This window comes from Nocardioides sp. Root1257 (assembly GCF_001425175.1).
Taxonomy (GTDB): domain Bacteria; phylum Actinomycetota; class Actinomycetes; order Propionibacteriales; family Nocardioidaceae; genus Nocardioides.
The window spans coordinates 653,506-678,850 of the sequence record NZ_LMDV01000008.1 but is presented as its reverse complement, the minus strand read 5'-3'; the positions used below and the strand labels follow the sequence as shown (position 1 = coordinate 678,850).

Genomic DNA, 25,345 nt, shown 5'->3' with positions numbered 1-25,345 from the left:
GTGACCGTGGCACCCCTCCAGCAGACCTGCCCGTGCGGCAGCGGCGCGTCGTACGACGCGTGCTGCGGTCGCCTGCACCGCGGGGCGGCGCCGGCGGAGACCGCCGAGGAGCTGATGCGCTCGCGCTACGCGGCGTACGCCGTGGGCGACACCGACTACGTCTTCCGGACCTGGCACCCGCGGACCCGGCCCGACGACATCGCGCCGGACCCCGGACGCACCTGGACCGGCCTCACGATCCTCGGTGCCGGCGAGGACTGGGTGGAGTTCGCGGCGGCGTACGAGATCGGCGGCGTGCCCGGGGAGCAGCACGAGCGCAGCCGCTTCGAGCAGCGCGCCGGCCGTTGGGTCTACGTCGACGGCGACTTCGCGTGAGTGTCGTGGTCCGCGCGCGGCGACCCGAGGACGTGCCGGTGCTCTGCGAGGTCCTGGCCGGCCAGCAGGCGTCGTCGCACTACCCCGTCCGGTGGCCGCTCCCCTTCCCCGTCGAGGACTTCATCGTCCGGCCGACCGAGCTCGCCTCGTGGGTGGCCGAGATCGACGGGAGGGTGGCCGGGCACGTGTCGGCCGGACGGCTCGACGGTGAGCTCGGCGAGCAGTTCGTGGTGCTGCTCGGCACGGAGCACCTGGCCGAGATCGCGGTGCTGTTCGTCGCCGAGGACGCGCTCGGCGCAGGCGTCGGGGGGCGCCTGCTCGACACGGCGGTCGACTGGATCCGGGAGTCCGGACGCGAGCCGGTGCTGGACGTCGTGCCGGCCCACGACCGCGCGCTGGCGGTCTACCGGCACCGCGGGTGGAGCACGATCGGCGAGGCCCGGCCGGCGTTCCTCGGCGCCGAGCACCCGCCGCTGCTGCTCATGACCCTCAGCGCTCGTCCCTGAAGACCGGCGCCCGGCCCTGCTTGCGGGCGGCGGTGGCCTCCTCGAAGTTGCCGGTCAGCATCCGCAGGTAGAGCTGCCCGATGCCCTCCGACGACAGGTAGGTCTCCATCGACGTCGCGGACTGCCCTGCGTGCAGGGACCGCTTCGTGAGCTCGATGCCCGGCTGCGAGAACCCCGCGATCCGCTGCCCGATCTCGACGGCTGCGCCGACGACGTCCGGCACCACGGACGAGACCAGCCCGATCCGCTCGGCCTCCTCGGCGGACACGTCGCGGCCGGTGAGCATGATGTCGGCGGCCCGGGTGGAACCGACCGCTCGCGGCAGCAGGAAGGACAGTCCGAGCTCGCTCGCGGTCAGGCCGTTGTTGATGCCGGCCGCGCGGAAGTACGCCGCAGGCGCCGCGACCCGCAGGTCGCAGGCCAGGGCGAGGCAGAGCCCGCCACCGATCGCCGCACCGTTGACGGCCGCGACCACCGGCTGGTGCAGCCGGCGGATCGTGAGCACGACGTCCTCGAGCACCTCCATCGCACGCAGCGCGTACGTCGGCCGGGTCAGCCCGGCGACGCCCGGCGGCACCCCAGCCGACTCCTGGTCGGCGCCCGAGCAGAACCCGGAGCCCGCGCCCGTCACGACCACGGCGCGGACCGTGTTGTCCTGACCCAGCTCGAGAAGGGTGTCGCGGAAGGGCACCATCACGTCGTACGACATGGCGTTCATCCGCTCGGGGCGGTTCAGGGTGACCACGGCGACGGCCGGGTCGGGGCGGTCCACCAGGACGTAGGACATGCAGGGAGACTAGGGCTCAGGGGCGCTGAGCTGCTGCGCGATCGCCCAGGCGACGACGTCCGACCAGGTCACCATCCCCACCACCGTGCCGGCGTCGTCCGCGACCAGCAGCTCGTCGACGAGGTCGCCGAGCATGACCTCCACCGCGCGCCGGATCGCGTCGCCGGGCCGCAACGGCGTGTGGTCCGCACGGGGAGGCGGGCCGTCGAAGGGCGACATGATCGTGCGGACCGCGTCCATCGCCGACTCACCCCGCGGACGGTCCGGCGATGGGTACGACGGCGACCGGGCAGGACGCGTGCTCGACGACGGACTGGGCGACCGACCCGTCCACCACCGAGGACAGCCGGCTGCCGTGGTGCGCGCCGACCACGACGAGGTCCATCCGTGCCGAGGCGTCGGCCAGCTCGACGTCCGGGGTGCCGTGGACGACCTCGAGCCGCGCTCGGACGTCGGGGAACTTTTCCGCGAGACCGCTGAGCGGCTCGGCGGCGGGCAGTCGCAGGTCGTCCCCGCTGGTGCCCGGCAGCGCACCCCAGGTGCAGTGCAGGATCGTCAGCGGCAGCCGGCGCAGCGAGGCCTGCCGGTAGGCGAACTCCACGGTCGCCCGCGACGACGGGCTCGCGTCCGCGCCGACGACGACGCCGTTGCGGACCAGCCCCCGGTGGCCGGGTCGCACCACGACGACAGGGCACGGCGCGTGCCGGACGACGGCGGCGCTGACCGAGCCGAGGACCAGGCTCGCGACCGGCCCGCGGCCACGCGAGCCGACCACCAGCACGTGCGCGTCCTCGGCGAGGTCGAGCAGCATGGTGCGGGGGTCGGTGGTCCAGAGGGACTCGTTGACCACGAGGTCGGGGGCGCTCTCGGCGATGCACTCCCGGGCGTGCGCCAGCAGTCGGTGGTCCCCCCGCAGCGAGTCGTCGGCGTGGGCCAGGGTCAGCTGCCGTCGCTCGCGGGTGGCGTGGTCGATCGCCCAGTCCAGCGCCCGGTCGGAGGACGGCGATCCGTCGATGCCCACGACCACGGTCCCCGGCGGGATGAGTGTGTTCTCCATGGCTCCACGCTGCTCCTCGACGGCAGCGGTCAGTAGCGCCGAAGGCCCCTGGTGTCGGGACCATCGGCCCTGCCCACCCACGGCTCCGCGACCGACCATGGTCCGAAGACAACCGACCGTGGGAGGCACTCGTGAACGAGACCCTCGACCTCAGCCCCGACCAGTGCGAGCACCTGTTGCGCGCCGGCGTCGCCGGTCGCGTCGCCCTGTCCTCGCCCGACGGCCCGCACCTGGTGCCGGTCAACTACTCGGTGGTCGGCAGCGCGGTGGTCATGCGCACCTCGCCGTACAGCGTGCTCGGGACGTACGGGCGCGGCAGCGTGCTCGCGTTCGAGGTCGACTGGTTCGACCACGACCGCTGGCGCGGGTGGAGCGTCGTGGCCCGCGGGCGTGCCGACGTCGTCACCGACCCGGTCGAGCTGGAGCGGATCCGCACCACCTGGGAGCCGCGACCCTGGGCGGGCGGCAGTCGCAACCTCTACCTCCGGCTGCCGTGGACCGAGCTCAGCGGCCGTCAGGTCGGGACCGGGTGGGACCCGCTGGACACCCTCACCGTCCGCCGCGCCGTCTGACCCACGCTGCGAGAGACTGGCCGCGTGACCCACCCGTCCCGCCTGCCCGAGTCGACGCAGGCGCTGCTCGACGCCGTCGCCGCGATCTCCTCGGACCTCGACCTGCACAGCGTGCTGTCGCGCATCGTCGAGGCCGCCACCCGGCTGACCGACGCCCGGTACGGCGCGCTCGGGGTGATCGGCAACGACGCGCTGCTGGTCGAGTTCGTGACGACCGGGATCTCCGACGACGACCGGGTGCTCATCGGCGACCTGCCGCACGGCCGGGGGATCCTCGGCCTGCTGATCCGGCACCCGGAGCCGATCCGGCTCGACGACCTGACCCAGCACCCCGACGCGACCGGCTTCCCGGCCCACCACCCGGCGATGCACAGCTTCCTCGGCGTACCCGTCCGGATCCGCGGCACCGTCTTCGGCAACCTCTACCTGACCGAGAAGGCCGACGGGCGGTCGTTCACCCGCGAGGACCAGCTGCTCGTCGAGGCGCTCTCCGACACGGCCGGCTTCGTGATCGACAACGCCCGCGCCTACGGGCTCAGCGAGCGCCGTCGCCAGTGGCTCGAGGCGGCGGCCGACCTCGACGCGTCGGTGCAGCCGCCGGTCGCGTTCGACCGCGCGGTGCGCGAGGTCGCCCGCGCGGCCCGCAGCGTGGCCCGGGCGCCCGCGGTGGCCGCGACCACGAGCCGGGAGGGTGGCGGTCCCCAGCTCGCGGTGGCCCGCCCCGACGACGTCGAAGGGGTCTACGCCGCGCTGCGCCGCATCATCGACGACCCGGCCATCGCGCAGGCCGGCGAGCCGGTCGAGCTCGCCGTGGAGGGGTACGACGCGTTCGTCGTACCCCTGCGCACGCACCTGGCCGGCGGCGGCCTGCTCGTCGCGTTCCACCCGCCCGGCAGCTCCCCGATGCCGGTGGAGGACCGCGAGCTGTTCGTGTCGTTCGCCGAGCACGCCGCGCTCTCGCTCGACCGGGCCCAGGGCGTCGACGACCGCGCCGAGCTGGCCGTCACCTCGGACCGCGAGCGGATCGCGCGCGACCTCCACGATCTCGTCATCCAGCGGCTGTTCGCCACGGGTCTCCAGCTCCAGCGCGCCGAGGCGACCGCGACCGACCCGGACGTCGCCGAGATCGTCCGCAGCGCCGTCGACTCCCTCGACGGCACGATCCGCGACATCCGCGGCACCATCTTCGAGCTCCAGCAGACCGCCGGTCGGCCGTCGCTGCGTGCCGACCTCCGCGACCTGGCGCGGGAGTACGCACCGCTGCTGGACTTCGACCCGGTCGTGCGCACCGTGGGCCCCGTCGACACCGTCGTCCCTCCCGAGATCCGCGAGCAGCTGCTCCCGGTGCTGCGCGAGGCGCTGTCCAACCTGGCCCGGCATGCGTCAGCCGACCACGGCGAGGTCGAGCTCGCCGTCGACGGCACCGAGGTCCGACTCTCGGTCGTCGACGACGGGGTGGGCCTGGGACCGGGGACTGTCGAGAGCGGGCTGCGCAACGCCCGTCGTCGGGCCGCCGCCCTGGGCGGCTCGCTGGAGGTGACGCCGCGAGCGCCGCGCGGCACGTCGTTCGTCTGGCGGGTGCCGCTGCCGGCCTAGGGCGTCGACCTAGCCGAGGAGGCGGCTGGCGAGCACCGCGGCCTGGGTACGCCGCTCCAGCCCGAGCTTGGCGAGGATGCTGGACACGTAGTTCTTCACGGTCTTCTCGGCGAGGAACATCCGCTCGCCGATCTGCCGGTTGGTCAGGCCCTCCGCGATCAGGGCGAGCAGCTTGCGCTCCTGCTCGGTCAGCTCGGCGAGCTCCGGCGCCACCGTCTCCGGGTGTCGCACCCGCTCGAGCACCGTGGCCGTCATGCTCGGGTCGATCAGCGAGTTCCCTGCCGCGACCTGGCGGACCGCGTCGACCAGGTCGGAGCCGCGGACCTGCTTGAGCACGTAGCCCGACGCCCCGGCCATGATCGCCGCGAACAACGCCTCGTCGTCGTCGTAGGACGTCAGGATCAGCCCGCGGATGCTCGGGTCCACCGCACGCACCGTGCGGCACACCTCGATCCCCGAGCCGTCCGGCAGCCGCGCGTCGAGGACCGCCACGTCCGGACGCAGGGCCGGGATCCGGTGGGCCGCGTCCACCGCCGACCCGGACTCCCCCACGACCTCGATGTCGTCGTGGCTCTCGAGCAGCGCCCTCAGTCCCTGCCGCACCACCTCGTGGTCGTCGAGCAGGTAGACGCGGACCGTGCGGGACTCCATGCCTCATTCCTATCAGCGCACCGGACCTGTGCGCGGGGGCCGAAGGTCCCGACTTCCGGCGGAGGTCGCGGCGCGGGAGGTCATACGGATGGAGCAAGCGGATGCTCCGTCCGTATGACGTCCCGCTCAGCCGAGGCTGACCACCCGATCGACACGGTCGAGGCCGGCGTCGGCGTGGGTGATCCAGACGACCGTGCGGGCGCGGTCGCCGCCGAGGACCTCGGCGGCGAGCTCGTCGGCGGTCGCGCCGTCGAGGTGTGCGGCGGGCTCGTCGAGCACCAGGACGGGCTGGTCGGCGAGCAGCGAGCGCGCGATCGCGATCCGAGCGCGCTCGCCGCCGGAGACCTGGGCGTGGCCGTCGCCGAGCCAGCTGTCGAGGCCGTCGGGCAGCGAGTCCAGCCACTCCCCCAGACGCGCCGCGCGCAGGGCCGCGTCGACCTCGGCGTCGGTGGCGGCGGGACGGGCGAGGCGCACGTTCTCGACCAGGGTCGTGGCGAAGACGTGGGGGTCGTCGTCCACGAGGCCGACGGTGCGGCGTACGTCGTCCAGGGCGATCTCGGGCAGCGGCCGGCCGCCGAGCCGTACGCCGCCGCGCACCGGGTCGACGAAGCGCAGCAGCAGCGCGGCGAGCGTGCTCTTGCCGGACCCCGTCGGGCCGACGACGGCGACCCGGTCGCCGGGCGCCAACGTGAGCGAGAGCGACTCGAGGACCACCCGGTCGTCCCAGGCGGCGCTGACGCCGTCGACCTCCAGGTCGGCTCCGGCCGGTGCCACCGGTGCGACCGGCGGAGCGACCGCGGGCACCCGCGAGGCGAGTGCGGCGAGCCGGTCCTCGGCAGCCCGCGTGCGGGCGGCCAGCGCGCCGGCGTCGGCCAGCGACGACGCGACCTCGCCGAGCGCGAGCGGGAGCAGCACCAGCAGGGCCAGCATCGGCCCGCCGACGACTCCCGGCAGCAGCAGGGCCGAGGCCGCGACCGCCAGGCCCGAGCAGGCGAGCACCAGCGCGCGGCCGCTGGCGAGCCACGTGGCCGCGGCGACCGTACGGCGACCGAGCCGGTCGCTCAGCGCGGAGACCGCGTCGAGGGTTCGGCCCTCGGCCTGCCACATCGCCAGCTCGCCGGCGGTCTGGGTGGCCTCGACGACCGCGTCCGACAGGCGGGCGCGGGTGTCGACGGCCGCCCGCTCGGCGCGCGCGGCGCCGGTGCGGGCGAGCACGAACGCCGCAGCGGCGGCGGCGCACAGACCGAGCAGCACGGGCACCACGACGGGCGCCGCGAACGCAGCGAAGGCGACCGCGATCGCGGCCGTGATGACGAACCCGCTCACCGGCATCCGGACCCGCAGCTCGCGGTCCATCACGGCGTCGACGTCGTCGACGACGGCGGCCAGCACGTCCCCGCGCCGACGGCCGAGCGCGCCGGGCGTGAGCGGCACGACCGCGTCGTACACCGCGACCCGGCGGTCGGCGAGCATCCGGAGCACGACGTCGTGGGAGCGGAGCCGCTCGGCGTACCGCAACACCGGCCGGGCGATGCCGAACGTGCGCACGGCCACGATCGCGACGAGCAGGGTCAGGATCGCGGGCTCGTACGACGCCTTGACGATCAGCCATCCGGCGGTCGCCGTGAGGGCGACGCCCGACGCAGAGGCGAGGCCGCCGAGCACGGTGGGCAGCACGAGCCCGTGGCGGCGCCCGTCGGCCGGCTCCTCCGGCGGCGTCGGCCGGGCGGCGACCGACGCCGCCCGCACGGGCAGCACCGCGGTGGGCACCGGCAGCGTCACGACCCGGTCGGCCACCGCGACCAGCGCGGGGCGGTGCGCGACGACCACGACGGCGGAGCGCCGGCCGAGCTCGCGGACGGTCTCGACGATGACGCGCTCGGTGTCGGTGTCCAGGTGGGCGGTCGGCTCGTCGAGCAGGACGTACGGGCGCTCCGCCAGCACGACCCGAGCCAGGGCGAGCCGGGCGCGTTCCCCGGCGGACAGGGTGGTGCCGTCCTCACCGAGCACCGTGTCGAGCCCGACCGGCAGCGCGACGGCGGCGAGCGCCGAGCGCAGCCGGTCGTCGTCGGCGTCCGGGGCGGCCAGCCTCAGGTTGTCGGCGACCGTCCCGGCGACGAAGACCGGCCGCTGCGGCAGCCACGCGATCCGGTCGCGGGTCGGGCCGTGGACGGTGCCGGAGGTGGGCTCGAGGAGCCCGGCCAGGACGGCCAGCAGGGTCGACTTGCCGCAGCCGGACGGGCCGGTGATCGCCAGCACCCCGCGGTCGGGGACCGCGACGCTCACGTCGTCGAGGGCGGGTACGGCGCGGCCGGGCCGCAGCACCGAGACGTGCTCGAGCCGCATCGACCCGGGCCGCCGGTGCGGGGTCGGGTCGTCGGCGTCGACCAGCTCGCTGGCGGCCTCGAACGTGGCGACCCCCTCGGCCGCGGCGTGGAACTCGGCACCGACGCGGCGCAGCGGCCAGTACGCCTCCGGCGCGAGCAGCAGGACGACCAGGGCCGTCTCGAGGTCGAGGTCGCCGTGGGAGAGCCGGATGCCGACCGTGACCGCGACCAGCGCGACCGACAGCGTCGCCACCAGCTCCAGCACGGCCGACGAGGCGAACGCGACCTGCAGCGTGTGCACCGTGCGCCGCCGGTAGCGCTCGGTGATCGATCGGATCGTCGACGACTGCGCCTCGGCTCGCCGGAACGCCACCAGCGTGGGCAGCCCGCGCATCACGTCGAGGAAGTGGCCCGACAGGGACTCGAACGCCCGCCACTGCAGGCGCGCGCGGTCCCGCGTCGCCAGGCCGACCAGGATCCCGAACACCGGGATCAGCGGCAGCGTGACCAGCACGATCAGCGCGCTCATCGGGTCCTGGGTCGCGATCGCCAGCAGCGTCACGACCGGCAGCACGCCGGCGAGCGCCAGCGCCGGGACGTAGCGGGTCAGGTAGGGCTCGGCGGCCGTCGCGCCCCGAGTCGCGAGGGTGGCGAGCTCTCCCGTCGAGCGGCCCGCGCCGCCGTCGCGCAGGATCGCGCCGACCACCCGACGTCGTACGTCGGAGCCGACGACAGCAGCCGCCCGGGCCGCCATCGTGTCGGTCGTCCACCCGACCGCCGACCGGGCGGCGAAGACCCCGACGACGACGAGGGCCCAGGGCCAGACCGCCCCGTCGTCGAGCGCGGCGAGCACCAGCTCGGTGACCGCCCAGGCCTGGCCGACCAGGAGCAGGCTGCCCACCCCTCCCGCGACCAGCACGACGGCGAGCTCGCGCCGCGCAGGCGCGAGCTGCTGGCGTACGGCGGGATCGGTGGGTCGCACTAGTGGGCGCCCTCGAGCTCGGCCTCCGGGATGTGGTGGATCGAGATCCGCTTCCGGAAGATCCAGTACGTCCAGGCCTGGTAGCCGAGCACCAGCGGCGTGAAGATCGCCGCGACGATGGTCATCAGCTTGAGCGTGTACGCCGTCGCCGCCGCGTTGGTCGTCGTCAGCGAGAACGCCGGGTCGGTCGTCGACGGCATCACGTCGGGGAACAGCGCCACGAAGAGACCCGCGACCGCGAGCGCGATGCAGACGAACGTGCCGATGAAGCCCCAGCCCTCGCGCCCGGCGTACGCCGCGGCGATGCCGGCCACCAGCGCCAGCGCTCCGACGACGAAGAGGACCGCCGACCAGCCGTTGCCGGTGTGGAGCTGGGCCCAGACCAGGAACACCACGGCGACGACCGCGGCCACCAGGCCGAGCTTCACCGAGAGCGCCCGGGCGCGGTGCCGGATGTCACCGTCGGTCTTGAGCGCCACGAACATCGCGCCGTGGGTCAGGAAGAGGAAGAGCGTCACCAGGCCACCGAGCAGCCCGACTGGGTTGAGCAGCGTGAAGATCGTGCCGGTGAAGTCCTTCGTCTCGTCGATCGGCACGCCCCGCACGATGTTGGCGAACGCGACGCCCCACAGGAAGGCGGGCACGTAGGAGCCGACGATGATCGCCCGGTCCCACCACGAGTGCCAGGCGGCTTCGGGGCGCTGGTGGCGGTACTCGAAGGCCAGGCCGCGGACGATCAGGGCAACCAGGATCAGCAGCAGCGGCAGGTAGAACCCGCTGAAGAGGGTGGCGTACCACTCCGGGAAGGCCGCGAAGGTCGCGCCGCCGGCGGTCAGCACCCAGACCTCGTTGCCGTCCCAGACCGGGCCGATCGTGTTGATCATCTGGCGCCGCTCGCGGTCGTCGCGGGCGAGCACCGGGAGCAGCATGCCGACGCCGAAGTCGAAGCCCTCCAGGGTGAAGTAGCCGATCCAGAGGACGGCGATCAGGATGAACCAGACGGTGGTGAGATCCATGTCGTCTCTCCTCTCCTAGTAGGCGAACGCCAGCGGGCGGTCTTCGTCGTCGGTGCCGCCGCCGAGGGTCGGGTTCGGTGGCTCCTCGAACGGGGCGGCACCCTTCTTGATGGTCCGCAGGATCAGGCCGACCTCGATCACCGCGAGGCCGCCGTACAGCAGCGTCAGGGTGACCAGCGAGATCCACGCCTCGGTCGGGCTGACCCCCGGGGAGTCGCCGTTGCTGGTGTTCATCAGGCCGAAGACCACCCACGGCTGCCGGCCCATCTCGGTGAAGATCCAGCCCGCCGAGTTGGCGAAGAGCACGAGGAGCGGGGTCGCCACGGCGATCCGGCCGAACCACTTCGACGTCGGCGCCCGGCCCTTGCGGGTCAGGAAGAGGATCAGCGCGGCGAGGAACGCGCCGCCCATGCCCAGGCCGATCATGTAGCGGAAGCTCCAGTACGTCACCGGGATGATCGGCGTGTAGTTGCCGGACGGGTCGTAGTAGCGCGCACCCGGGTCCTGGCCGTACTTCTCCTGGTACTGCGCCCGCAGGTCGTTGATGCCCTCGACCTTGCCGTCGAAGCTGCCGGTGGCCAGGAAGGACAGCAGGCACGGCACGGTGACCGCGAACTTCTCGGTCTTCCCGTCCGGCGTGCCGATCGTGAAGATCGAGAACGGCGCGCACGAGTCCTCGGTGTTGTAGAGCGCCTCCGCGGCCGCCATCTTCATCGGCTGCACCTCGGTCATCACCTTGCCCTGGAAGTCGCCGCTGACCGCGACGCCCAGGCCGGCGACGAGCGCCACCCAGGCGCCCAGCCGGATGCCCAGTCGGTACATCGGCCGGTCGTCCTCGGCCCGCCGTACGTAGAGCCAGGCGCTGACGCCGACCACGAACGCCGCCGCGGTCATGTACGCCGCGAGGATGACGTGCGGGAAGGTCACCAGCTGGACCTTGTTGAACATCACCGCCGCGAAGTCGGTGAGCTCGGCGCGGCCGGTGTCGGGGTTGTACTTGTAGCCGACCGGGTGCTGCATCCAGGAGTTGGCCGCCAGGATGAACCAGCTGCTGAAGAGCGTGCCGATGTGGACGATCCACATGCACCCGGCGTGCAGGCCGCGCGGCAGCTTGTCCCAGCCGAAGATCCACAGGCCGAGGAACGTCGACTCGAGGAAGAACGCCAGCAGCGCCTCGATCGCGAGCGGAGCCCCGAAGACGTCGCCGACGAAGCGCGAGTAGTCGGACCAGTTCATGCCGAACTGGAACTCCTGCACGATGCCGGTGACCACGCCGATCGCGAAGTTGATCAGCATCAGCTTGCCGAAGAAGCGCGTGAGCCGGAGCCAGTCCGGGTTCTTGGTGCGCAGCCACAGCGTCTCCATCACCGCGACCAGGAGTGTCAGCCCGATCGTCAGCGGCACGAAGAGGAAGTGGTACACGGTCGTGATGCCGAACTGCCACCGAGCGATGTCGAGAATGCTGTCCACGTGGTCTCCACTCCCCAGAACGTCTGCGCGATCGACTGCGCCGGGCCAACGCTAGGGAGAACCCTGCTCCCCGCACCCGTGCCGGGGGTCCCCCGGAACGGGCCAAAGGTCCCGCCGATCCGACGCTTGTGAAACTTTTCTCAAAGTCTGCAACGCGTCAGAACGGGCCCGCCATCGGGGTCCGGAGAGGGGGTCGCCAGCGTGGCGTGGGTCTCGTTCCGCGTGGTTTCGAGACAGGCGCTAGCGCGCCTTCCTCAACCACCGGGCCACGGCGGTTGAGGAGGTTGCGCCAACAACCGCAGCACGGTGGCTGAGGAGGTTGCGCCAACAACCGCAGCACGGTGGTTGAGGAGGTTGCGCTAGCAACCGTCTCGAAACCACCGATCCGTGGACGACGTACGCCGCTTGGCAGGACCCGGCAGTCCCTCGAAGTCGCCGCGGATCAGCGCCTCTCGCTTCTTCCGGCTCCACCCCTGGACCCGCTTCTCGAACAGAAGAGCCTCCTCGATCGAGTCCCACCAGCACGACCACACGAGCCGCACCGGCTGACGGCGACGTGTGTAGACGGCGCCGAGATCCGGGCTGTTGTGCTGCCACACCCGACCCTCGACGTCCCAGGTGCTGCCGACGTAGTACGAGCCGTCGGCGCACTCCACGATGTAGGTCCAGGGCATGGGTCAGCGTGCACCCGCGCCACCCGGTCCCGGGATCGTCCTCCACAGGGGTGGTTTCGAGACAGGCGCTAGCGCGCCTTCCTCAACCACCGGACCACGGTGGTTGAGGAGGTTGCGCTAGCAACCGTCTCGAAACCACCGCCGCCGTACGGCGTGCCTCAGACGCTGAGGATCACGGAGGAGCCGTGGCCGAAGAGACCCTGGTTGGCGGTGATGCCGACGCGGGCGCCCTCCACCTGGCGACCGGTCGCCTGGCCCCGCAGCTGCCAGGTCACCTCGCACACCTGCGCGAGCGCCTGGGCGGGGACCGCCTCGCCGAAGCAGGCGAGCCCGCCCGACGGGTTGACCGGGATCCGGCCGCCGATCGTGGTGTCACCGGCGCGGAGCAGCGACTCGGCCTCGCCGCGCTTGCAGAGCTGGAGGTCCTCGATCCAGTCCAGCTCGAGCGCGGTGGACAGGTCGTAGACCTCGGCGACCGAGACGTCGGCGGGGTCGATGCCGGCCTCGTCGTACGCCGCCTGGCCGATCGACTCCTTGAACGTCTGCTCCGGGGCGGAGACGGCGTTGGTGGCGTCGGTCGACAGCAGCGGCATGTCGATGACCGTCTGCGGGAAGGTCGGCGTGACCGTGGAGATCGCGTTGATCCGCACGCCGCCTCCGATCCCGTGCTTGGCGGCGTACTCCGTCGAGCAGAGCACCACCGCGGCCGCGCCGTCGGAGGTCGCACAGATGTCGAGCAGGTGCAGCGGGTCCGAGACGACGGCGCTGGTCAGCACGTCGTCGACGCTGACCTCCTTGCGGTAGCGCGCGTTCGGGTTCTCCAGACCGTGCTTGGCGTTCTTGACCTTCACAGCCGCGAAGTCCTCGGGCGTGGCGCCGTAGAGGTCCATCCGGCGGCGCGCGTAGAGCGCGAAGTAGGCCGGGTTGGTCATGCCGAGCAGGCGGAAGCGCAGCCAGTCCGGGTCGGTCCAGCGCTCGCCGGCGTTGGGCGCGAGGAAGCCCTTCGGGGTGGTGTCGGCGCCGACGACCAGCGCGACCTCGGACATCCCGGCGAGGATCCGGGCGCGGGCGGTGTCGAGGGCCTGAGCGCCGGTGGCGCAGGCGGCGTACGACGTCGCGACCTTCGCGCCGTTCCAGCCGAGCGCCTGGGCGAACGTCGCGCCGGCGACGTAGCCGCCGTACCCGTTGCGGACCGTCTCGCCGCCGACGATCAGGTCGACGTCCTGCCAGGCGATGCCGGAGTCGGCGAGCGCCGCCCGCGACGCGTGCACGCCGTACTCGACGAAGTTCTTGCCCCACTTGCCCCACGGGTGCATGCCGACACCCGCGACGGCGACGTCGTTGCGGCTCACTGGTCGGCCTCCTCGCCCATCTCGGTGACGCGCCCAGAAATCAAGGGGCGCCAGCGCCAGATCAGCTGATCGGACGCGTGCTCCGGCTCGACCACGAGCTCCACCTCGGCGCCGACGTGCAGGTCGGCGACGCCGTACCCCTCGGCCACCTGGCCGAGCACGACGAGTCCGTCGGGCAGCTCGACGGCGGCGAGGGCGAAGGGCACGAACGGGTCGGGCGCGACGTACGGCGGGGGCGGCTGGTACTGGGCGTCCGTGTAGGACCACACGGTCCCGCGGCGAGAGAGAGCGGTCTCCTCGAACTCCTCACCGGCGCAGGCCGGGTTGGCGCAGAAGCCGCTCGTCGGTGGGAAGAACACCGTCCCGCACGTCGTGCAGCCGGACCCGAGCAGCGTCGGGTCCGGGCCGGTGGTGAACCAGCCGTCGATCGCCGGGGTCGCCGTCATCTGCACTCCTGAGAACTGGCTCCGAAAGTAGAACGTGTTCTCACTATAGGCGAGCGCGGCGGGTGGTCTCAGCCGCGGGCCAGGTAGGCCAGCAGGTCGTGACGGGTGACCACGCCCACCGGCTTGCCGTCCTCGTGCACCAGCAGGGCGTCGGCCCCCTCGAGCGCGCCGACCGCCTCGGAGGCCGGCTCGGTCGAGCCGATCGAGGGCAGCGGGGGCGACATGTGCTCGCTGACGCTGTCGGTGAGGCGGGCGACGCCGGTGAAGAGCAGGTCGAGCAGGGTCCGCTCGGAGACCGAACCGACGACCTCGGCGGCCACGACCGGCGGCTCGGCGCGGACGACGGGCATCTGCGAGACGTTGTACTCCTGCAGGATCGCGACCGCCTCGGCGATCGTCTCGCCCGGGTGCGTGTGCACGAGGTCAGGCAGCCGCCCGTCCTTGCCGCGCAGCACCTCCCCCACGCTCTGCACCGGGACGTCGACGCCGCCCTCGACCGGGAAGCCGTACTGGCCCAGCCAGTCGTCGTTGAAGACCTTGGTCAGGTAGCCGCGGCCCGAGTCGGGCAGGAGCACGACGATCACGGCGTTCTCGCCCTCGGGCGTGCCCTCGAGCTCGTGCGCGAGCTGGATCGCGGCGTGCACGGCCATGCCGGACGAGCCGCCGACCAGCAGCGCCTCCTCGCGGGCGAGCCGCCGGGTCATCGCGAACGAGTCGGCGTCGGAGACCTCGATGATCCGGTCGGCGACGTCGCGGTCGTAGGCGTCCGGCCAGAAGTCCTCACCCACGCCCTCGACGAGGTACGGACGGCCGGAGCCGCCGGAGTAGACCGAGCCGGCGGGGTCCGCACCCACGACCTGGACGGACGGGTTCTGCTCCTTGAGGTAGCGACCGGTGCCGCTGATGGTGCCGCCGGTGCCGACGCCCGCGACGAAGTGCGTGATCCGCCCCTCGGTCTGCGACCAGATCTCCGGGCCGGTGCTCTCGTAGTGCGAGCGCGGGTTGTGCGGGTTGGAGTACTGGTCGGGCTTCCAGGCGCCCGGCTGCGAGGCGAGCCGGTCGGAGACGTTGTAGTAGGAGTCGGGGTGCTCGGGCTCGACGGCGGTCGGGCAGACGACCACCTCGGCGCCGTACGCCTTGAGGACGTTGCGCTTGTCCTCGCTGACCTTGTCGGGGCAGACGAAGACGCACTTGTAGCCCTTCGCCTGCGCCACCATCGCCAGCCCGACACCGGTGTTGCCCGACGTCGGCTCGACGATCGTGCCGCCCGGCTGGAGCTCGCCGGACGCCTCGGCGGCCTCGATCATCCGGGTGGCGATGCGGTCCTTCACGGAGCCGCCGGGGTTGAGGTACTCCACCTTGGCCAGGACGATCGGTCCCGTTGCGCCTTCGAGGGAGCCGGTGGACTTCGACAGCCTGAGCAGCGGGGTGTTGCCGATCAGGTCGAGGAGTGAGTTCACGTACTGCATTGAGTCAATCTAGTTGCGAGAGTCACCACGACGTAAACCCCGTGCATACCCGCTGGTAGGGCTCCGTAGGGTGAGGGCGTGGGTAAAGCCGGAGCCGCACGCAAGCTGGCCTCTGCCGCGGCGTACGGCGGCGGCGGTCTGTCCGTGCTCGGCGCGAGCCTGTACGGCGTGCTACGCGTCGAGGCCGAGGTCGCGCGGCGCACGATCGGCAACGCGGAGGGCGACCCGCCCGACTCGACCGGCTGGTACGGCCGGGGCCGGCCCGGACCCGCGCTCAAGGTCGCGCTGCTGGGCGACTCGAGCGCCGCCGGCTACGGCGTGGCCCGGGTCGAGGAGACCCCCGGGGCCGTGCTCGCGAGCGGCGTCGCGGAGCGCGCCGACCGGCGCGTGCACCTGCGGGCCTTCGCGGTCGTGGGCGCCCGGTCGTCGGACCTGGCCGCCCAGCTCGACCGCGCGCTGCCGACCGGGCCGGACGTGGCGGTCATCCTGATCGGCGCCAACGACGTGACCCACCGGGTGCTGCCGCCGGCCTCGGTGCGACACCTGTCGGACGCCGTCCGGCGCCTGCACGAGGCCGGCGTCGCGGTGGTCGTCGGCACCTGCCCCGACCTCGGCACCATCAAGCCGATCATGCCGCCGCTCAAGCAGGTGGCCCGGATCTGGTCCCGGCGGCTCGCCGCCGCCCAGACCATCGCCGTGCTCGAGGAGGGCGGCCGCACGGTCTCGCTCGCCTCGATCCTCGGACCGGAGTTCGCCACCGCGCCCGCCCTGCTCTTCGGGCCGGACCAGTTCCACCCCTCCGCGCACGGCTACCGGTCCCTCGCCCAGGTGCTGCTGCCGTCCACGCTGGCCGCCCTGGGCCTCGGTCCCGACGACGAGGCCGAGCCCGAGGCCTACCGCGGCGAGGGGATCCTGCCCATCACGGACGCCGCCCTGCAGGCCGTCAACCAGCCCGGCACGGAGCTCGGCGGCACCGAGGTGGCCGGCTCCCGGCGCGGCGTACGCGGCCTGTGGGTGGAGCTGCGGCACCGCCGCCGGCACCCTGACACCGCGGGCGAGACACCGGAGGAGCACGAGGAGCAGGTCGACGACGCGACGGCCGGCTGATCAGTCACCCCGTTCGGGTGATGGCCACACCGACCGCCCGCGACAGGCTGGGCCGGTGACCCGCCAGCAACTCGAATGGCGCCGACGCGCCGCGGTTCTCGGCTGGGCGACCGCGATCCTGGCGATCCTGGCCGGGGCGTTCGCCCTGGCCGCGGTCCGGATGGCGCTCACCGATGAGCACGGCACCCTGACGCAGCAGGGGGGCCTCCCGCTCCCCCTGCGCCTGACGCACGCGGTCCTGACCCTGCTGCCAGCGATCGTGCTGGGGGTCGCCGCCGTCCTGATGTTCATGGCATCGACCCAGACCGCCACTGCCATGCGTGTGCTGTCCCCCGACCGCCCCCTGCCGGCGCCACTCTCGGACGCCCAGGTCCGGCTGCGGCGACGCGTGCTCGGACCACTCGGCGATCGGATCCCGGCGCTGGAGACGCCGGTCGACTGGCCGCAGACGATGGCCCCGCACCCCACACCGGACCGACCGCTGCGATTGACCGTGCTCATCCCCGCACACAACGAGGAGGCGATCGTCGGCAGCACGATCGCGTCGCTGCGGGCGCAGACCACCCCACCGGCGCGCGTGATCGTCATCGCCGACAACTGCACCGACCGCACCGCCGAAGTGGTGGACGACATCGGGGTGGAGGTCCGGTCGACGGTCGGCAACACCCGGAAGAAGGCCGGCGCCTTGAACCAGGCGCTGGCCGACCTCCTCCCGAGCACAGACGACTCCGACGTCGTCATGGTGATGGACGCTGACTCGACGCTGTCCTCGAACTTCATCGAGGTGGCACTGGGACTGCTCCAGAGCGACCCGGATCTGATGGCGGTCGGCGGGGTCTTCGACGGCGAGCCCGGAGAGGGGCTCATCGGGCAGCTGCAGCGCAACGAGTTCGTCCGCTACCAGCGCCTCGTGCTTCGGCGGCCCGGCCGCGTCTTCGTGCTCACCGGCACCGCTGCCCTCATCCGCGCCGGCGCCCTCGAGGCGGTCGCGGCAGCGCGGGGCACCCTCCTGCCGGGCCATCGCGGCGAGGTCTACGACACCCTCGCCCTGACCGAGGACAACGAGCTGACCCTGGCACTCAAGACCCTCGGCGCGAGGCTCGACTCGCCGCCGGAGTGCCGGGTGACCACGGAGATCATGCCGAGCGCGCGGGCGTTGTGGCGCCAGCGGCTGCGCTGGCACCGCGGCGCTCTGGAGAACATCGGCGCCTACGGGCTCACGCGCGCGACCGGGCTCTACTGGGCACAGCAGATCGGGCTGGCGTACGGCGTCGTCGCGCTCGGCTCCTACCTGCTGATGGCCGGCATCAGCCTGCTCGCCGCCGACAGCTTCGTGCTGGTCCCCTTCTGGACGGCCATCGGCGTCATCTTCATCACGGAGCGGGTGGTGACCGCGTGGAACGCCGGCTGGCCGGGACGGCTCGTGGCGGCGCCGATCGTCCTCGAGCTCGGGTACGCCGTCTTCCTGCAGGCCTGCTTCGTCACCTCGATCGTGCAGATCAGCTTGCACCGACGCGCGGAGTGGAACTACGTGGAGAGGCAGGTCGCGCCGTGACGTTCCTGGGGATCCTGCTGCCGTCATCGGTCCTCGAGACCGACTGGTTCCTGCACCTGGCGACGTTCGTCGCGTTCAACACGATCGTCTTCGCTGCGCTCAGTGTCTGGCACATGCTCCCGTCCCGCCGCCGCGGGTAGACAAGGCCCCGGCGCGCGGCGTACGCCTCCGCAACGACGAGGGGCCCCGGGCGGTGTGCCCGGGGCCCCTCGTCGTACGCGTGGAGCGTCACTCGCGCATGATCGCCAGGATCCGCAGCAGGTTGGTGTAGATCCAGACCAGGCTGACCGTCATGGCGAACGCGGCGCGCCAGCCCTCACGGTCGGGGAGCCGGTTGGCGACACCCTGCTCGACGAAGTCGAAGTCGAGGACCAGCATGAAGACACCGAGCGCGAGGCCGACGATCGCGAAGATCAGGCCGAGCTTGCCGTCGTCGAAGAAGCCGATCGGAGCGCCGAAGGCGCTCAGCACGACCTCCATCAGGCTGATCGCGACCACGCCGAGGACCGCCGCGAAGACCATCCGGCGGAACTTGTCGCTGACCTTGATGTTGAAGAACTTGTAGACCGCGAGCGTGCCGACGAAGGCCCCGAACGTGCCGATCACGGCGCTCATCACCACGCCCGGGTAGGCCATGTTGAAGACCTTGCTGATCGCACCCAGCGCGACGCCCTCGGCCGCGCAGAAGAGCAGCACGAGCGCGGGGCTGATGACCCGCTTGAACGAGTTGACCAGCGACAGCACGAACGCGAGCAGCGAGCCGATCGTGGCCGCGGCGATGAGGCCGCTGATCGCCGACGGGTCGGTGTTCTGGTCGACGTCCGGGCTCATCACCCAGGTGATGGCGGCGGTCACGATGACGACGCCGAGCGCGATCGCGGTCTTCTGGACGACCGAGTCGATCGTCATCGGCCCGCCGGTGGCGACCGGGGCCGGGGTGCCGGGCTGGCCCGGCTGGCCGGTGCCCCACGTGGCGGGGTCGGTGTAGCCGGGCTGGCCGTAGTTCTGGTAGCCGGAGCCGTTGCCGGCGTAGGTCTGGTTGCCGTGGGCGTTCGAGGAGTTGAACTCCTCCGAACGACGGAACACCGGGTTGTTGCTCTGCATTGGTCTCTCCTCGAGGCCGGGGGTGTCGTCGCTGTGACGGGTCACCTCAATGAGTCCATCCTAAGCGGGCTCACTGGGTTCAACGCAGGGCGTGGCTGCAACGTTCCCGGCGACCGTCGGCGTCGTACGCCAGACTCCCTCTCGTGGCCGGCTGCGAGATCTCCGACTTCCTCGAGCTGGTCGAGCAGCTCCCCGACGTCGTCCGGTCCGACCATGACCGCTACTGGCGCTTCGACGTGGGCAGCCGCGTCTTCGGCTACCTGTGGGAGCCGACCCGCACCGTCGGGCTCAAGCAGACCATCGCCGAGCAGCTGGCGCTGGTCGGCGAGCGACCGGACGTCTTCGAGGTGCAGTTCACCGCCTGGGGCTTCGGCTGGGTGGTCGTCCACCTCGAGGGGGTCGAGCGCGACGAGCTCGCCGAGCTCGTCTTCGAGGCGTGGCGGCTCACCGCCCCGGCCGACCTGGTCGCCGCCCGGGCCGACGTGCTCCCGTCGTAGGGGTGGTTTCGAGGCTCGCTCCGCTCGCACCTCAACCACCGACCGGTGGCTGACCCACGAAAGGCCCGCGACCACCACCTGCTCGCCGGCGATCGCCGTCACCACCGAGGGGGTACGACGGCGGAGGTCGACCGGGCGGCGACGACGGTCACGAGGCCGAGTCTCGGACGCGCGGCGTCCCGACCGGCAGGACCTGCTGTCCCGGATCGCCGGGATCCTCCATGATCAGGCCTGTGGAAGACGTGGTGTTCGTCCTGGTCGTCGCGGGTCGGTTCCTGCTGCCCCTGCTGATCCCGCGGTACCCGCTGCCGGCGATCATCGCCTGCCTCGTGCTCGACGCCGCGGACCAGACGATCTTCCAGGCCTTCGGGTTCGACCCCCCGGGCTACCAGAACTACGACAAGGCGATGGACATCTTCTACCTGTCCATCGCCTACCTCGCCGCGATGCGCAACTGGGACAACCTGCACGCGTTCGCCGTTGCGCGGTTCCTCTTCTACTACCGGCTCGCCGGTGCGTTCCTCTTCGAGGTCACCCATGAGCGCTGGCTGCTGCTCGTCTTCCCGAACACGTTCGAGTACTTCTTCATCGCCTACGAGCTGTGGCGGACCCGGTGGAACACCCGTCCGGTCACCCAGCGCGCCTGGATCCTCACCGCGGGCTTCATCTGGATCTTCATCAAGCTGCCGCAGGAGTACTGGCTGCACGTCGCGGAGCTCGACGTGACCGACACGCTGGAGGACTACTGGTGGGCCTGGCCGCTGCTGATCCTCCTGCTCCTGCTGCTCGCCGCGATCCTCTGGTTCGGCGTACGACCGCGGCTGCCCGAGCCCGACCACCGCTTCCGGATCGTCTCCGACCCGGTCCCCGACGCCGTCGACACCAGCGCCAAGCTGGCCGCGATCCACGTCGCCGGCGGCTGGGTCGTGTCCTGGATGACCGCCGAGAAGATCGTCCTCGTGGGACTGGTCTCCGCGATCTACGGCCTCTTCCTGCCGACGGTGTCGCTGTCGACCCAGGACCTCTTCGTCTCCATCGGCACGCTCGTCGCCCTGAACGCCGTCATCACGCTGCTCTTCTCGCGCCGCAACTGGTCGATCGAGTCCGCGGCGCTGGCCGTCGTCGTCCGGGTCGGGGTCAACGTCGGGATGGTGTGGCTGATCGACTTCACCCTCGGCCGCAGCGGGCACGGTTGGACGACGTTCTTCTTCCTCTGCCTGATCAGCCTGATGACCACGCTGCACGACCGCTACCAGCCGGTCTACGCCTGGCGGCGCGCGCAGGAGACGGACCTCCGCGCGGCCTAGGGTCTGGCCGCGCTCTGTCCGCCGCCGAGCCTGAGCGGCGAGACCCTGGACAGCACCTGTTCGCAGTCATCAGCGACGACGTCGAGACCGTCAACGTCATCCCAGTACAGGACCTCGTCGTAGCCAGGACCGCAACGGATCAGGTCTCTCGCCCCGTCAGGTTGCACCTCGAACGTGTCGCTGCCGGCCCCACCGCGGACAACATCCACACCTTCCCCGGGCACGAGGTAGTCGGGACCGACACCTCCGTCGAGGACGTCATCATCGCCACCCCCGACCAGGTGGTCCGGACCCGCGCCACCCACAAGGCGGTCGGCACCGCTCATGCCGGCCAGCTTGTCCGCTCCTGGACCGCCGTCCATGCGGTCGTCACCGCCCTGCCCATACCCGTACTCGGGCGCCCGCGCGCTGCCACCGGGACCGAGGAAGACGGTGTCGTCACCGGCCCCAGCAAGGACGAGGTCGATCCCACCACGTGCGCGGATCACGTCCGCGCCGGCCGAGCCACGCAATCGATCCGCCCTGGCGGTTCCTGTGACACTGCTCGCCGCGCCATGGCTGATGGCGCCTGAGCTCGCCTGAACCGCTGGGACCACGGACGACATCGCCGCTGCGACAACGGCAGACCCCGCGGCGACCAGCATCCGTGGGTTCATGGCGATCTCCTGGAAGCTGAGAGACATCGATCCGGTCGCCGTGACTCTAGCCAGCAGGGAGACCCAGCGTCGGCAGACACGAAACGTGCCCCCGCTGGGGTTCGAACCCAGACTGGACCGCTTTTAAGGCGGCTTCCTCTACCGGTTGGGATACAGGGGCGTTCGCGGACGTCATACGGATCGAGCAAGCGGATGCTCCAGCCGTATGACGTCCCGCCGGAGCCTAGTCGGGTACGCCGAGGGGCAGCCGGACCGCGAACGTGGTGCCGCGGTCGGGGGTGCTCTCGACCTCGAAGCTGCCGTCCATCAGGGCCACGAGCTGGCGGCAGATCGCGAGGCCGAGCCCGGTGCCGCCGTAGCGGCGGGTGATGGACGAGTCGGCCTGCTGGAAGGGCTCGAAGACCAGCCGGACCTGCTCGTCGGTCATCCCGATCCCGGTGTCGGAGACCTCGACGTGGAGGTCGGCGCCCGCGTCGGTCTGCTTGGCGTGGGCGCTCAGCCGGACCCGGCCGGCGTCGGTGAACTTCACGGCGTTCTCGAGCAGGTTCGTCACGACCTGGGCGAGCCGGCCCGGGTCGCCGACGACCAGCGGCGGGAGCTCGCCGTACGACGCCTCGACGACGAGGCCGCGGGCGCGGCCGGCCTCCAGGGCGGGGGCGAACGTCTCGTCGAGGACGGCGGCCGGGTCGAAGGTGACGGGCTCGAGGCGGGTCTTCCCGGCCTCGACGCGCGAGAAGTCGAGGATGTCCTCGACCAGCCGGAGCGCGCGGGTCCCGGAGCGGTGCAGGACGTCGGTCAGCTTGCGCTGGGTCTCGTCGAGGCCGGTGTCGTCGAGCATCTCGGAGGCGGCGATCACGCTCGTCAGGGGCGTGCGCACCTCGTGGCTCATGGTCGCGAGGAAGAGCGACTTCGCCTCGTTGGCCTGCTCGGCGACCGCGCGGGCCTCCTCGACCTCCCGCTGCATCTGGAGGCGCGCGGTGATGTCCTCGGCGATGCCGAACACCCCGACGATCTCGTCGTCGACGATGATCGGCAGCCCGGTCAGGCTGAGGTCGACGCGGTGCCCGTCGCGGTGCACGATGCTCGCCTCCAGGTGCCGCGAGCGGCGGGCCACCACGTCCTCGAAGCTGCGGGAGACGACCTCCAGCTGGTCGTCGGGGAGCAGGTCGCGGAAGGCCATCCCGACCAGCTCGTCCTGCGAGTAGCCCGACAGCCGCTCGGAGGCCTCGTTGGCGCTCGTGAACCGGCCCTCCAGGCTGAGCGAGAAGATGCCGTCGGGGTGGAAGTCGAAGAGTGCGCGGTAGCGCTCGGTCGTCTCCGCGAGCGCTCGGTCGATCGCGACGTGCTGGGCCACGGCGGTGCGGGCCCGGCGGTAGCGCAGCACCGAGTACGACGTGGCCGCGAGGCACCCGGAGACGGCGGCGACGAGGACGGTGTCCGCGGTGGAGCCCCACTCGTGGGCCCAGCGCCGGCGTACGGTCGCGGAGAGTCGGGGCCGCGTCACGACGGGGTGGCCCAGCCGTGCATCCCCGGGAACGATGCGCGCATGGGATCAGCGTAGCGGCGCACCGAGGGCCGCCGCGCGGCCCAGCACCTCGTCGAGCATCGGCTCGGTGAGCCGACCGGTGAACGTGTTCTGCTGGCTGGGGTGGTAGCTGCCGAGCAGCACCACCTCCCGGTCGCCGCCGACCAGCCGCGCCTCGGCGCCGTGGCCGAACCGCGGCTTGGGCCGCACCACGTCCCAGCCGATCGCGGCGTACGAGCGCAGGGTCGCATCCCAGCCGTAGCCGCCGAGGGCGACGACGACGCGCACGTGCTCGACGAGCAGCCCGAGCTCGGCCTCGATCCAGGGCGCGCAGGTGTCGCGCTCGGTGACGGTCGGCTTGTTCTGCGGCGGCGCGCAGCGGACGGTGGCGACCATCCGGGTGCCGATCAGCTCCTGGCCGTCGTCGGCGCGCACACTCGTGGGGAGCCGCGCCAGGCCGACGCGGTGCAGGCTGGCGAACAGCCAGTCCCCGCTGCGGTCACCGGTGAACACGCGGCCGGTGCGGTTGGCACCGTGGGCTGCCGGCGCCAGGCCGACGATCAGGATCTGCGGCGTGGGAGATCCCCAGCCCGGGATCGGCCGGCCCCAGTAGGTCTCGTCGCGGAACGCCGCCCGCTTCTCGCGCGCGACGTCCTCGCGCCAGCGCACCAGCCGCGGGCAGGCCCGGCAGACCGACACCCGGGCGTCCACCTCGTCCAGCCCCTCGGCCGCCGCGGTCCGCGCGAGCCGGCGTACCTGCGCCGCCGTCCCCGCCACCGGCGTCTCCGATGTCGCGGGGTCGCCGGGCCAGCCGGTGCCGGGCGCGACGTTGCTCACGGCCCCATCCTGCCGTCGTCGGGGTAGTCCCTGACGATCCGGTCCTCCCGAGCGCCCGGAGAGGGCCAGAACGTCAGGGACTATCCCTCCGCGGCGACCGACCAGGCGATCCCGTCGAGGATGTCGGAGTCGGAGACGACGAGGGCGGAGGCACGGGTGCGCCGCAGGACCCGGTCGAGGATCAGGACCCCGGCGCCGATGACGTCGGCGCGCCCGGGGTGCATGGCGGGCAGGGCGCGGCGCTCGGCGACGGTCATCGCGAGCAGGCGCTCGACAGTGGCGAAGACCTGCTCCGCGGGGAGCACGAGCTGGTCGACGTCGGCGCGGGAGTACGCCGTCAGGTCCAGCGCCACCGCGGCCAGCTGGGTGACGGTGCCGGCGACGCCGACCACCGTCGCCGCGTCGGCGGGTCGGACCGGGCACGCGTCGAGGTGGGCCTCGATGTCGGCCGTGCAGGCGGCGATCTCGGCCGCGGTCGGCGGGTCGGAGTGCAGGTGCCGCTCGTGCAGGCGCACCGAGCCGATGTCCATCGAGTCCGCCTCGTCGGGGGCGGACCTGCCGAGGATCAGCTCGGTCGATCCGCCGCCGATGTCGACGACCAGCACCGGCAGGGCCGGCGCCTCCCGCAGGTTGCGCGCGGCGCCGTCGAAGGACAGCGCCGCCTCGACGTCCCCGGAGACCACCTCCGGCTCGATGCCGAGCCGGGCACGCACACCCGCGACGAAGACGTCGGCGTTCGACGCGTCCCGCGAGGCCGAGGTCGCGACGAAGCGCACCCGCGACGGCGGCACGTCGTACGACGCGATCAGTGCGGCGTACTCGTCGATCGCGGCGAAGGCTCGCACCAGCGCCTCGTCGGCGATCCGGCCGGTGCGGTCGAGGTCCTGGCCGAGGCGGACCATCCGCATCTCGCGGACGTCCACGTCGGGCAACGCGCCGATGAGCAGCTTGATCGTGTTGGTGCCGCAGTCGATGGCTGCTACACGTCCACGCACGGACCCGACTCCCACCAGGCGCCCAGCAGGTCGAGCACCTCGTCGCCGAACGGGTTGACCCCGCGGCCCTGGGCGAGCGCCTGGCCGGCGAGCACGTGCAGGCACTTGACGCGATCGGGCATCCCGCCGGCGGAGATGCCCTCGATCTCGGGGACGCTGCCCAGCTCCGCCCGCGCGGCGAGGTAGCGCTCGTGGGCGGCGCGGTACGACGCGGCCAGCTCCGGGTCCTCCGCCAGCCGGTCCTGCATCTCCTTCATCAGGCCGGAGCCCTCGAGCGTGCCGATCCGCGAGGCCGCGCGCGGGCAGGTGAGGTAGTACGTCGTCGGGAACGGCGTGCCGTTGGGCAGCCGCGGCTCCGTGGTGACCACGTCGGGGTTGCCGCACGGGCAGCGGTGGCCGACCTCGTGGATGGCGCGCGGCTCACGACCGAGCTGGGCCTCGATGGCGGAGACGTCGGAGGGGTCGATCACGTCCCCATCCTG

General features: G+C 72.3%; 26 protein-coding genes and 1 tRNA gene. 9 read left to right on the top strand and 18 right to left on the bottom strand.

The features are described 5' to 3' along the window. Positions 1-6: 6 nt before the first annotated feature. Both ASC77_RS11370 and ASC77_RS11365 read left to right on the top strand, forming a co-directional pair. On the top strand, positions 7-375 hold the full coding sequence (locus ASC77_RS11370) for a YchJ family protein (RefSeq protein ID WP_200944958.1): 369 nt from the start codon (positions 7-9) through the stop codon (positions 373-375). Further along, on the top strand, positions 372-881 hold the full coding sequence (locus tag ASC77_RS11365; protein ID WP_200944957.1) for a GNAT family N-acetyltransferase: 510 nt from the start codon (positions 372-374) through the stop codon (positions 879-881). The genes ASC77_RS11370 and ASC77_RS11365 overlap by 4 nt, the downstream gene beginning before the upstream one ends. Here the strand turns inward: ASC77_RS11365 and ASC77_RS11360 are convergent. The 3 genes from ASC77_RS11360 to ASC77_RS11350 are packed head-to-tail and all read right to left on the bottom strand — an operon-like array spanning position 865 to position 2,725. After that, positions 865-1,668 carry an enoyl-CoA hydratase gene (locus ASC77_RS11360; RefSeq protein ID WP_056152360.1) on the bottom strand — a complete coding sequence of 268 codons (804 nt, stop codon included), beginning with the start codon at positions 1,666-1,668 and terminating at the stop codon, positions 865-867. The two genes, ASC77_RS11365 and ASC77_RS11360, sit on opposite strands and share 17 nt — an antisense overlap. A gap of 9 nt (positions 1,669-1,677) precedes the next feature. Next, complete coding sequence (locus tag ASC77_RS11355) at positions 1,678-1,908, bottom strand: CBS domain-containing protein (RefSeq protein ID WP_056152357.1); 231 nt, start codon at positions 1,906-1,908, stop codon at positions 1,678-1,680. Between the two features lie 7 nt (positions 1,909-1,915). Continuing rightward, on the bottom strand, positions 1,916-2,725 hold the full coding sequence (locus tag ASC77_RS11350) for a universal stress protein (protein ID WP_056152354.1): 810 nt from the start codon (positions 2,723-2,725) through the stop codon (positions 1,916-1,918). Positions 2,726-2,856: 131 nt separating this feature from the next. On the opposite strand from ASC77_RS11350, the gene ASC77_RS11345 reads away from it, so the two are divergent. Both ASC77_RS11345 and ASC77_RS11340 read left to right on the top strand, forming a co-directional pair. Continuing rightward, positions 2,857-3,297, top strand: coding sequence for a pyridoxamine 5'-phosphate oxidase family protein (locus ASC77_RS11345; protein ID WP_056152347.1), 441 nt, complete (start codon positions 2,857-2,859; stop codon positions 3,295-3,297). A 24-nt stretch (positions 3,298-3,321) separates the two neighbouring features. After that, positions 3,322-4,893 carry a GAF domain-containing sensor histidine kinase gene (locus ASC77_RS11340; RefSeq protein ID WP_056152345.1) on the top strand — a complete coding sequence of 524 codons (1,572 nt, stop codon included), beginning with the start codon at positions 3,322-3,324 and terminating at the stop codon, positions 4,891-4,893. A 9-nt stretch (positions 4,894-4,902) separates the two neighbouring features. Here ASC77_RS11340 and ASC77_RS11335 read toward each other — a convergent pair whose 3' ends face one another. The 8 genes from ASC77_RS11335 to ASC77_RS11300 form a co-directional block, all read right to left on the bottom strand. Further along, complete coding sequence (locus ASC77_RS11335) at positions 4,903-5,544, bottom strand: response regulator (RefSeq protein ID WP_056152342.1); 642 nt, start codon at positions 5,542-5,544, stop codon at positions 4,903-4,905. Between the two features lie 126 nt (positions 5,545-5,670). Further along, positions 5,671-8,853, bottom strand: coding sequence for a thiol reductant ABC exporter subunit CydD (gene cydD, locus ASC77_RS11330; protein WP_056152339.1), 3,183 nt, complete (start codon positions 8,851-8,853; stop codon positions 5,671-5,673). Next, positions 8,853-9,869, bottom strand: coding sequence for a cytochrome d ubiquinol oxidase subunit II (cydB, locus tag ASC77_RS11325; RefSeq protein WP_056152336.1), 1,017 nt, complete (start codon positions 9,867-9,869; stop codon positions 8,853-8,855). The genes cydD and cydB overlap by 1 nt, the downstream gene beginning before the upstream one ends. Before the next feature lie 15 nt (positions 9,870-9,884). Beyond that, a complete protein-coding gene (locus ASC77_RS11320; RefSeq protein WP_056152333.1) occupies positions 9,885-11,339 on the bottom strand; it encodes a cytochrome ubiquinol oxidase subunit I in 1,455 nt (484 codons plus the stop codon). Between the two features lie 359 nt (positions 11,340-11,698). Further along, entirely contained in the window at positions 11,699-12,013 is a 315-nt protein-coding gene (locus tag ASC77_RS26590) for a GIY-YIG nuclease family protein (RefSeq protein ID WP_156391035.1), read from the bottom strand. 158 nt (positions 12,014-12,171) lie between these two features. Then, entirely contained in the window at positions 12,172-13,365 is a 1,194-nt protein-coding gene (locus tag ASC77_RS11310; protein ID WP_082574638.1) for a lipid-transfer protein, read from the bottom strand. Further along, positions 13,362-13,811 carry a Zn-ribbon domain-containing OB-fold protein gene (locus ASC77_RS11305; RefSeq protein ID WP_056152330.1) on the bottom strand — a complete coding sequence of 150 codons (450 nt, stop codon included), beginning with the start codon at positions 13,809-13,811 and terminating at the stop codon, positions 13,362-13,364. Before ASC77_RS11305 ends, ASC77_RS11310 begins: the two co-directional genes overlap by 4 nt. A gap of 68 nt (positions 13,812-13,879) precedes the next feature. Continuing rightward, positions 13,880-15,280: a cystathionine beta-synthase gene (locus ASC77_RS11300; RefSeq protein WP_056152327.1), complete on the bottom strand. Its 1,401-nt coding sequence runs from the start codon at positions 15,278-15,280 to the stop codon at positions 13,880-13,882. A gap of 78 nt (positions 15,281-15,358) precedes the next feature. Between ASC77_RS11300 and ASC77_RS11295 the strand changes: the two genes are divergently transcribed. The 3 genes from ASC77_RS11295 to ASC77_RS27200 are packed head-to-tail and all read left to right on the top strand — an operon-like array spanning position 15,359 to position 18,082. Continuing rightward, positions 15,359-16,387, top strand: coding sequence for an SGNH/GDSL hydrolase family protein (locus ASC77_RS11295; RefSeq protein ID WP_056152324.1), 1,029 nt, complete (start codon positions 15,359-15,361; stop codon positions 16,385-16,387). Positions 16,388-16,442: 55 nt separating this feature from the next. Then, positions 16,443-17,942, top strand: a complete 1,500-nt coding sequence (locus ASC77_RS11290) for a glycosyltransferase family 2 protein (RefSeq protein ID WP_056152321.1) — start codon at positions 16,443-16,445, stop codon at positions 17,940-17,942. Beyond that, positions 17,939-18,082: a hypothetical protein gene (locus ASC77_RS27200; protein WP_200944956.1), complete on the top strand. Its 144-nt coding sequence runs from the start codon at positions 17,939-17,941 to the stop codon at positions 18,080-18,082. The genes ASC77_RS11290 and ASC77_RS27200 overlap by 4 nt, the downstream gene beginning before the upstream one ends. A gap of 88 nt (positions 18,083-18,170) precedes the next feature. On the opposite strand, the gene ASC77_RS11285 is transcribed toward ASC77_RS27200, so the two are convergent. Beyond that, complete coding sequence (locus ASC77_RS11285) at positions 18,171-19,046, bottom strand: Bax inhibitor-1/YccA family membrane protein (protein WP_056152318.1); 876 nt, start codon at positions 19,044-19,046, stop codon at positions 18,171-18,173. A 143-nt stretch (positions 19,047-19,189) separates the two neighbouring features. Here ASC77_RS11285 and ASC77_RS11280 point away from each other — a divergent pair, with 143 nt between their 5' ends. After that, a complete protein-coding gene (locus tag ASC77_RS11280; protein WP_056152316.1) occupies positions 19,190-19,543 on the top strand; it encodes an MmcQ/YjbR family DNA-binding protein in 354 nt (117 codons plus the stop codon). 233 nt (positions 19,544-19,776) lie between these two features. Then, positions 19,777-20,850, top strand: coding sequence for a hypothetical protein (locus tag ASC77_RS11275; RefSeq protein WP_200944955.1), 1,074 nt, complete (start codon positions 19,777-19,779; stop codon positions 20,848-20,850). On the opposite strand, the gene ASC77_RS11270 is transcribed toward ASC77_RS11275, so the two are convergent. The 6 genes from ASC77_RS11270 to ASC77_RS11245 all read right to left on the bottom strand — a co-directional run bounded on the left by ASC77_RS11270 (position 20,847) and on the right by ASC77_RS11245 (position 25,333). Continuing rightward, a complete protein-coding gene (locus tag ASC77_RS11270) occupies positions 20,847-21,506 on the bottom strand; it encodes a calcium-binding protein (protein ID WP_162249818.1) in 660 nt (219 codons plus the stop codon). The genes ASC77_RS11275 and ASC77_RS11270 overlap by 4 nt on opposite strands. 86 nt (positions 21,507-21,592) lie before the next feature. After that, positions 21,593-21,666: transfer RNA gene (locus ASC77_RS11265), tRNA-Leu, on the bottom strand. A 63-nt stretch (positions 21,667-21,729) separates the two neighbouring features. After that, positions 21,730-23,010: a PAS domain-containing sensor histidine kinase gene (locus ASC77_RS11260; protein ID WP_056152308.1), complete on the bottom strand. Its 1,281-nt coding sequence runs from the start codon at positions 23,008-23,010 to the stop codon at positions 21,730-21,732. Between the two features lie 48 nt (positions 23,011-23,058). Beyond that, positions 23,059-23,868, bottom strand: coding sequence for a uracil-DNA glycosylase (locus ASC77_RS11255; protein ID WP_056152304.1), 810 nt, complete (start codon positions 23,866-23,868; stop codon positions 23,059-23,061). An 80-nt stretch (positions 23,869-23,948) separates the two neighbouring features. After that, the gene (locus ASC77_RS11250) at positions 23,949-24,863 is read right to left on the bottom strand and encodes a Ppx/GppA phosphatase family protein (RefSeq protein WP_056152300.1); all 915 of its coding nucleotides are present in this window, start codon (positions 24,861-24,863) and stop codon (positions 23,949-23,951) included. Then, a complete protein-coding gene (locus tag ASC77_RS11245; protein ID WP_056152298.1) occupies positions 24,848-25,333 on the bottom strand; it encodes a DUF501 domain-containing protein in 486 nt (161 codons plus the stop codon). The genes ASC77_RS11250 and ASC77_RS11245 overlap by 16 nt, the downstream gene beginning before the upstream one ends. Positions 25,334-25,345 lie beyond the last annotated feature (12 nt).

Bases quoted from the DNA above. Each gene is read 5' to 3' on its own strand.
- ASC77_RS11335 (WP_056152342.1), bottom strand. From the start codon at position 5,544: ATGGAGTCCCGCACGGTCCGCGTCTACCTGCTCGACGACCACGAGGTG.
- ASC77_RS11300 (WP_056152327.1), bottom strand. From the start codon at position 15,280: ATGCAGTACGTGAACTCACTCCTCGACCTGATCGGCAACACCCCGCTG.
- ASC77_RS11270 (WP_162249818.1), bottom strand. From the start codon at position 21,506: ATGAACCCACGGATGCTGGTCGCCGCGGGGTCTGCCGTTGTCGCAGCG.
- cydB (WP_056152336.1), bottom strand. From the start codon at position 9,869: ATGGATCTCACCACCGTCTGGTTCATCCTGATCGCCGTCCTCTGGATC.
- ASC77_RS11305 (WP_056152330.1), bottom strand. From the start codon at position 13,811: ATGACGGCGACCCCGGCGATCGACGGCTGGTTCACCACCGGCCCGGAC.
- ASC77_RS11360 (WP_056152360.1), bottom strand. From the start codon at position 1,668: ATGTCCTACGTCCTGGTGGACCGCCCCGACCCGGCCGTCGCCGTGGTC.
- ASC77_RS11350 (WP_056152354.1), bottom strand. From the start codon at position 2,725: ATGGAGAACACACTCATCCCGCCGGGGACCGTGGTCGTGGGCATCGAC.
- ASC77_RS26590 (WP_156391035.1), bottom strand. From the start codon at position 12,013: ATGCCCTGGACCTACATCGTGGAGTGCGCCGACGGCTCGTACTACGTC.
- ASC77_RS11355 (WP_056152357.1), bottom strand. From the start codon at position 1,908: ATGGACGCGGTCCGCACGATCATGTCGCCCTTCGACGGCCCGCCTCCC.
- ASC77_RS11285 (WP_056152318.1), bottom strand. From the start codon at position 19,046: ATGCAGAGCAACAACCCGGTGTTCCGTCGTTCGGAGGAGTTCAACTCC.